The organism is Isoptericola sp. NPDC057391 (genome assembly GCF_042668085.1).
Lineage (GTDB): Bacteria > Actinomycetota > Actinomycetes > Actinomycetales > Cellulomonadaceae > Isoptericola.
The window spans coordinates 74,297-80,386 of sequence record NZ_JBHVBO010000001.1 but is presented as its reverse complement, the minus strand read 5'-3'; the positions used below and the strand labels follow the sequence as shown (position 1 = coordinate 80,386).

At 76.7% G+C, this 6,090-nt stretch carries 5 protein-coding genes; 2 read left to right on the top strand and 3 right to left on the bottom strand.

Going from position 1 to position 6,090, the window contains the following annotated elements; genetic code table 11:
• Window positions 1-108: 108 nt before the first annotated feature.
• Window positions 109-1,527 (bottom strand): hypothetical protein, encoded by a 1,419-nt coding sequence (locus tag ACFUVW_RS00410; protein WP_430569362.1) that lies wholly within the window; start codon window positions 1,525-1,527, stop codon window positions 109-111.
• A 55-nt stretch (window positions 1,528-1,582) separates the two neighbouring features.
• Complete coding sequence (locus ACFUVW_RS00405) at window positions 1,583-2,608, bottom strand: Gfo/Idh/MocA family protein (protein ID WP_430569365.1); 1,026 nt, start codon at window positions 2,606-2,608, stop codon at window positions 1,583-1,585.
• Between the two features lie 231 nt (window positions 2,609-2,839).
• On the opposite strand from ACFUVW_RS00405, the gene ACFUVW_RS00400 reads away from it, so the two are divergent.
• Window positions 2,840-3,190, top strand: coding sequence for a hypothetical protein (locus ACFUVW_RS00400; protein ID WP_430569361.1), 351 nt, complete (start codon window positions 2,840-2,842; stop codon window positions 3,188-3,190).
• On the opposite strand, the gene ACFUVW_RS00395 is transcribed toward ACFUVW_RS00400, so the two are convergent.
• Window positions 3,171-5,537 (bottom strand): MMPL family transporter, encoded by a 2,367-nt coding sequence (locus tag ACFUVW_RS00395; RefSeq protein ID WP_430569360.1) that lies wholly within the window; start codon window positions 5,535-5,537, stop codon window positions 3,171-3,173. The two genes, ACFUVW_RS00400 and ACFUVW_RS00395, sit on opposite strands and share 20 nt — an antisense overlap.
• A 27-nt stretch (window positions 5,538-5,564) precedes the next feature.
• On the opposite strand from ACFUVW_RS00395, the gene ACFUVW_RS00390 reads away from it, so the two are divergent.
• Entirely contained in the window at window positions 5,565-6,077 is a 513-nt protein-coding gene (locus ACFUVW_RS00390; protein WP_430569359.1) for a MarR family winged helix-turn-helix transcriptional regulator, read from the top strand.
• Window positions 6,078-6,090 lie beyond the last annotated feature (13 nt).

Genomic DNA, 6,090 nt, shown 5'->3' with positions numbered 1-6,090 from the left:
CGGGGCGCCCTGCGTCGTCCGTGCGTCCGACGCCGGCGCCGAGGGCGCGGCGCTCCCACGGCGTCCGTGCTCAGACCGGCTCGGGAGACCGGGCCCGGGAGGCCGGGCTCAGGAGACCTCGGCGACGCGCCACCCCTCCGGCGTCCAGGCGAGCCGCAGCGTCGCGCTGCGCACCTCCGTCGCGGGGACGGCGGTGACGGTGCCGTCCGCGGCCACCTGCTCGTGCGCGGTCACGGTGTACCGCACCACGACGTCCGTCGTGTCGTCGTCCCGCTCCCCGCTCGTGCCGCCCTCGCCGGCATCCTGCGGTCGTGCGTCCTCGACCCGTGCCTCGGCGCCTCGCACTCGGGTGCCGGCCCGCGAGTCGTCCTCGAGCAGGGCGGCGTCCGCCTCGTACGCCGGCGACCCCGGCACGTCCACCGACCCCCACCGCGCCGGGTCCGGGTCCGCGGCCGCGATCAGCGCGACGCGCCGCCGGGTGAGCTCGGCGGCGGCGGCGCCGGGGTCGGCCCGGTCCTGGGTCGGGTCGTCGTGCGTGGGTTCTGCCTGCGTAGGATCGCCCTGCGCCGGGCCGCCGCCCGGGGCGTCGTCGGCGTCCAGGTCGACGTCCACCCTCGGTGAGGCCTGCGACGACGTGCCGGCCCCGAGGGTGCTGCCCGGCAGGTCGGTGCCGTCGTCAGGCGCCCGGACCTGGACCGCGACCGCCGTGAGCACCGCCACGACGCCGACCGCGCCGGCCAGGCCGAGCAGCCGCCGCGCGGTCCCGCCGCGGCGCCGGCCGGTCGCGCGCCGCGCGGACCTGCTCGCCGGCCGACCGGCCCGGCCTCCGTCGGCGCGGCGGACCGCCCGCCTCCGGGGCACCCGGGCGATAGGCTCCTCCGCTCCCGGCGCGGCGGACCGCCGACCCAGCGCCGCCGCCGCGAGTGCGGCGGGCTCCGGCAGCCGCACGGGCTCGCCGGCGACGGCGGCGTCCGGCTGCGCCGCGAGCGTGCCCACCTCGGGGCGCACCCTCGGGTCGGGCGCGGCCGCCGGGGCCAGCACGGCACGCAGCGCGGTCGCGTCGTCGTCGCTGCGCTCGCCGAGCAGGTCCGCGACGAGGGTCGCCAGCGCGTGCACGTCAGCCGCCTCCGCGTCGGCCGGGTCGCCCGCGACCGCGCCGTCGGCGCCGTCGCCCGCCTCGACCCGCGGGCGCAGGAGCGCTCCGCCGCCGGGATCGAGCACGACGTCCGGCGCCCCCACGCTCCCCTGCCGCAGCCCGGCGCTGTGCAGCGCAGCCAGCCCGCGCGCGACGGCGACGAGGACGCCCGCCGCCTCCCGCGACGTCAGGCGCCCGCGCACCGCGAGCACGGTGGGCAGGTCGGTCGCCCCGCCGCCACGCCGCAGGGCCAGGGTCCCGTCGTCGCGCACGTCGACGGCCACCACGGGCTCCACGCACGGGTGCCGGAGCGTCGCGAGGGCGCGCACCCGCTCGAGGAGGGCGTCGCGGGCGCCGGCGTCGGTCGGGATCGGCAGCGTCTGGGTGGGCACGATGCCATCGAACACCCACACGGCGACCCGGCGTCGCCGTCATCCACAGGTGCCGTCAGAGGGCGATGCGACGCCCCTCGCGCGCCGACACCCGGGCGGCGTCCAGCACCTCGGCGGTGCGGACGGCGTCGGCCGGGTCGACGGGGGCAGGCTCGTCCCCGTGCAGCCACGGTCCCAGCGCCCGGTAGAAGTCGGCGTGCCCGCCCGGCGCCGCGGGCACGGCCCGCCGGTCGCGGCCGCGCGTGAGCCAGCCCACCGAGCCGTCGGGCGCGTCGTCGTCCAGCACCTCGAGCGGGGAGGCGTCCTGCTCGAAGGTCGTCACCAGGTAGGCGCCCGCCGACCCGAGCACGCGGGTCCGGGGACCCGGCGCGCCCACGACCGACCCCGCCCAGAGCCGGGACACGACGCCGTGCGGGCTCGCCGCGCGGCCACCGCCGGCCTCGTGCTCCAGGACGAGGAAGACGTCGTCCTCGGTCGGGGTGGTGAGCTTGCGGGTCTGCGCCCAGACGCTCTCGACGCGGCCGAACAGCTGCGTCGCCGAGTCCACCAGGTGCGGGCCGAGGTCGAGCAGCAGCCCGCCGCCGACCGGGTCGTTCTCCTTCCAGCGCTGCCGCGGGACCGGCCGCCAGCGCTCCCAGCGGCGCTCGAACGTGTGCACGTCGCCGAGCTCCCCGGCGTCGAGCAGGCTCGCCAGGGTGAGCTGCTCGGGGTCCCACCGCCGGTTCTGGAACACCGTGAACGGTGTGCCGGTGGCGGCCGCCTCCTCGACGACGGCGCGCGCCTGGTGCGCGTCGAGACCGATCGGCTTGTCCAGCACGAACGGGATCTCGGCGCGGGCGAGGGCGGCGGCCTGCTCGGCGTGCAGCGTCGTGGGGCTGGCGACCACGACGAGGTCGTAGACGCGGCGCGCCGCGATCAGCTCGTCGAGGTCCGACAGCAGCCTGGCTCCAGGCCAGTCCCCCGCGGCCTGGTTGCGCCGCCCGGGGTCGCGCGTCACGACCGCCGTCACCCGCAGGCCCGCCTCCGCCGCGAGGCGGGCATGGATCTCCCGGCCGGCTCCCCCGTACCCGACGATCGCCATGCGCGGCGGCGGTGTCGCCGTCGTCCCGTCGGTCGCGCCCGCCCCTGCTGCCTCGTCCGTGACCATGCCCCCATGGTGCCCGACGAGGTGCCCGCGTCCCTCGCACCGCACCGGCGAGCCACCGCGGCAGGGGCACCACGGTCGGAGTTGTGGGCATCGGGAGGCTCCCGTAGACCGGACGAAGGGCCCACAGGGGCCGGGCGGACGACCCGATCGGAAGGAGCCACGACCATGGCGACACGACTGAACCAGCCGGGCCTGGACCAGGCACGGGCGCTCGTGCGCGAGGGACGGGTGGTGCGCGACGAGCGGGACGACTGGAGCGAGCACGCGCCGAGCACGGACGCGGAGAACCGGTTCGTCGACCAGAAGGGCTGGACCGAGTTCCGGCACTGGCACCTCGGCGTGGACGACGACGAGAACCCCGAGACGAAGCAGGCGGTGTCGTTCCCCTACGGCGACCTGTCGAAGGTCCACCGGTGCGCCGTGGTGTCGCTGGAGAGCCGCGCCGGGCAGTACGACCACACCGAGATCCGCGATGCCGCCCGCGCGTTGCTGGAGCTCATCGACTCGACGGCGTGACGTCCGCCCTCGGCGCGGTGGCACCGCGGCCGAGCCGCGACGGCCACCAGACCCGGTCTCCGACGTCGTGCACGAGCGCGGGCACGAGCAGGCTGCGCACCACGAGCGTGTCGACGAGCACGCCGAACGCGACGATGACGGCGAGCTGGGCGAGGAACAGCAGCGGGATGACGCCGAGGGCGGCGAACGTCGCGGCGAGCACCACGCCCGCCGACGTGATGACCGACCCGGTGACGGCCAGCCCGCGCAGCACACCGCGCCGCGTCCCCACCTGCAGGCTCTCCTCGCGCACGCGCGTCATGAGGAAGATCGAGTAGTCGACGCCGAGCGCGACCAGGAAGCAGAACGCGTAGAGCGGCACGGCCGGGTCGGCGCCCGGGAAGTCGAGCACGTGGTTGAACACGACGGCCGAGACGCCGAGCGCGAACCCGAACGACAGCACGTTCGCGGCCATGAGCAGCACCGCCGCCAGGACCGACCGCAGCAGCAGGACGAGGATCAGCAGGATCACGGCGAGCACCACGGGCATGATCACGCGCAAGTCGTGCTGGCCGGCGAGCTGCGTGTCGAGGCGCTCGGCGGCCGCGCCGCCCACCAGCGCGTCCGGGCTGACGTCGTGTACCGCGGTGCGCAGGTCGGCCACGGCCTCGACGGCGTCCTGGCTGTCGGACGGCGCCTCGGTCGTGACGTCGACGCGCACCTGCCCGTCGACGACGAGCGGGTCGCCCTGCGCGGGCATGCCCGGAGCGGCGGCCGGCTGGTCGGTGACGACCGTCGCGGCCGTGATCCCGTCGCTGCCCTCGGCGGCCTCGACGACGGCGTCCGCGTCCTCCTCGGGGGCGATCACGATCGCCGGCTGCGCGGACACCCCCTCGAAGTGGCGGGTGAGCGCCTCTTCGCCGTCCACCGAGTCGACCTGCGTGAGGAACACCTCCGAGTCCCCCGTGCCGTTCGCGTCCAGCGTCGGCACGAACGCGGCGCCGGCCGCGAGCACGACGGCCGTGGCGACCCAGACGACGCGGTCGTGCCGCCCCACGAAGCCTGCGACCCGGGACCACACGCCGTGCCCGGCGACGTCCACGTGCGTGTCGTCGTGCGTCCCGTCGTCCGCGCCCGCGGCGCGTGCGGCAGCCGGGGCGTCCGGCGTCGGGTCGACGGGGTCCGGGGCGTCAGGCGCGTCGGAGTGTCGGCCGAGCGCGTGCGGCACGCGGGGCCAGAAGACCCACCGGGCCCGCTGCCCGCCGACGAGCAGCATCGCGGGCAGCAGGGTCGTCGCCGACAGGAACGCGGCGACGATGCCGATGGCAGCGACCGGCCCGAGGCTGCGGTTCGACGACAGGTCGGACAGCAGCAGGCACAGCAGCCCGACGATCACCGTGCCCGCGCTGGCCGCGATCGGCTCGATCGAGGCCCGCACGGCCCGCCGCATCGCGGCGTACGGGGAGGCGGTGGCGCGCAGCTCCTCGCGGTACCGGGCCACCAGGAGCAGGGCGTAGTCCACGGAGGCGCCCACGACGAGGATCGACAGGATGCCCTGCGACTGGCCGTTCAGCGTCAGCACGTCGTTCGCGGCGAGGTGGTAGACCACGAGCCCCGCGAGGCACAGGGCCAGGACCGCCGTGAGGATCACGACGAAGGGCAGGAACGGCGAGCGGTAGACGAGCGCGAGGATCACGAGGACGGCGCCGAGGGCGACGAGCAGCAGCACGGTGTCGATCGCGCCGAACGCGCTCACGAGGTCCGCGACGAAGCCCGCCGGACCCGTGACCCAGGCGTCGAGCCCGGTGCCTGCGAGCCCGCCGTCCGCGACCCCCGCGGCGGCGAGCGCGCGGAGCGCCGCGACCGCGAGCTCGGAGCCGCTCGACTCCTCCGCACCGAGGTCCTCGGAGGCCTGTGCCGCGTCGAGCGACACGACGACGAGCGCGGCCTGCCCGTCCTCGGACGGCACCACGACCGGGTCGGCGACGCTCAGGTCCCCGACGGTGCGCGGCTCCTCGCCCGACGTCCCCTCGAGCGGAGCGTCGGGAACTGCGTCGGCGAAGGCCTGGACGTCGGCGAGCTGCTCCCGCGTCAGCTCGGACCCGTCCGCCGTCTCGGCCACGACCAGGGCGGGCAGCGTCTCGGAGTCGGTGAACTCCTCGGCGAGCTCCGCGGCCTGCGTGGACTCGGCGCTCGCGGGCAGGAACGCCGCGTCGTCGTTGGTCTGGACGCTGCTCAGGCTGCCCTGGGCCTGGCCCCCGAACGCGCCGATCGCGAGCCAGACCCCGATCGCTGCCAGAATGACGAGGCCCCGCAGCAGACCTCGACCCCGATTGCCCCGCGCCGGATTGCTCAGCATGCTTAGCATTCTGACGGCGCACCTGGGAGGACGCAAGTGCAGCACGACGACGCGCGCGACGCCGCGGCCGCGCCCGGCGCAGAGGCCCACGCGTGGCCCGACCCCGTCGACCCGACGAGCGACGACCCGCGCGAGTGGCCCACGGGCCGGCTGCTGTTCACCGTCGTCCGCCGCATCGAGCACGACTGGAACGCCCACCTCGCGGGCTGGAACCTCAACCACGCGGGCTTCCCGGTGCTGCTGCACCTGTTCGCGGGGCCGCGCACGCAGCGCGAGCTCGCGACGCTCAACGGCGTCACCGAGCAGACGATGAGCCGCGTCGTCGCCCGGCTCGAGCGCGCCGGGTACGTCACCCGCGGCGACGACCCGCGCGACCGGCGCCGCCGCGCCGTCGCGGTGACCGACGCCGGCCGCCACGCCGCCGCGGAGGCCGGCCGCCTGCAGCCGGCGGAGGACCTCACCGCCCGCGGCCTGGACGACGACGACGTCGCGCGGCTGCGTGAGATCCTCGTCACCCTCGTGCGGGCGCAGCGCGACGCCGACGACTGATCGCACGCACGGG

Excerpts from the sequence above, each read along its gene's own strand:
- ACFUVW_RS00405 (WP_430569365.1), bottom strand. The coding sequence starts at position 2,608 with ATGGCGATCGTCGGGTACGGGGGAGCCGGCCGGGAGATCCATGCCCGC.
- ACFUVW_RS00400 (WP_430569361.1), top strand. The coding sequence starts at position 2,840 with ATGGCGACACGACTGAACCAGCCGGGCCTGGACCAGGCACGGGCGCTC.
- ACFUVW_RS00395 (WP_430569360.1), bottom strand. The coding sequence starts at position 5,537 with ATGCTAAGCATGCTGAGCAATCCGGCGCGGGGCAATCGGGGTCGAGGT.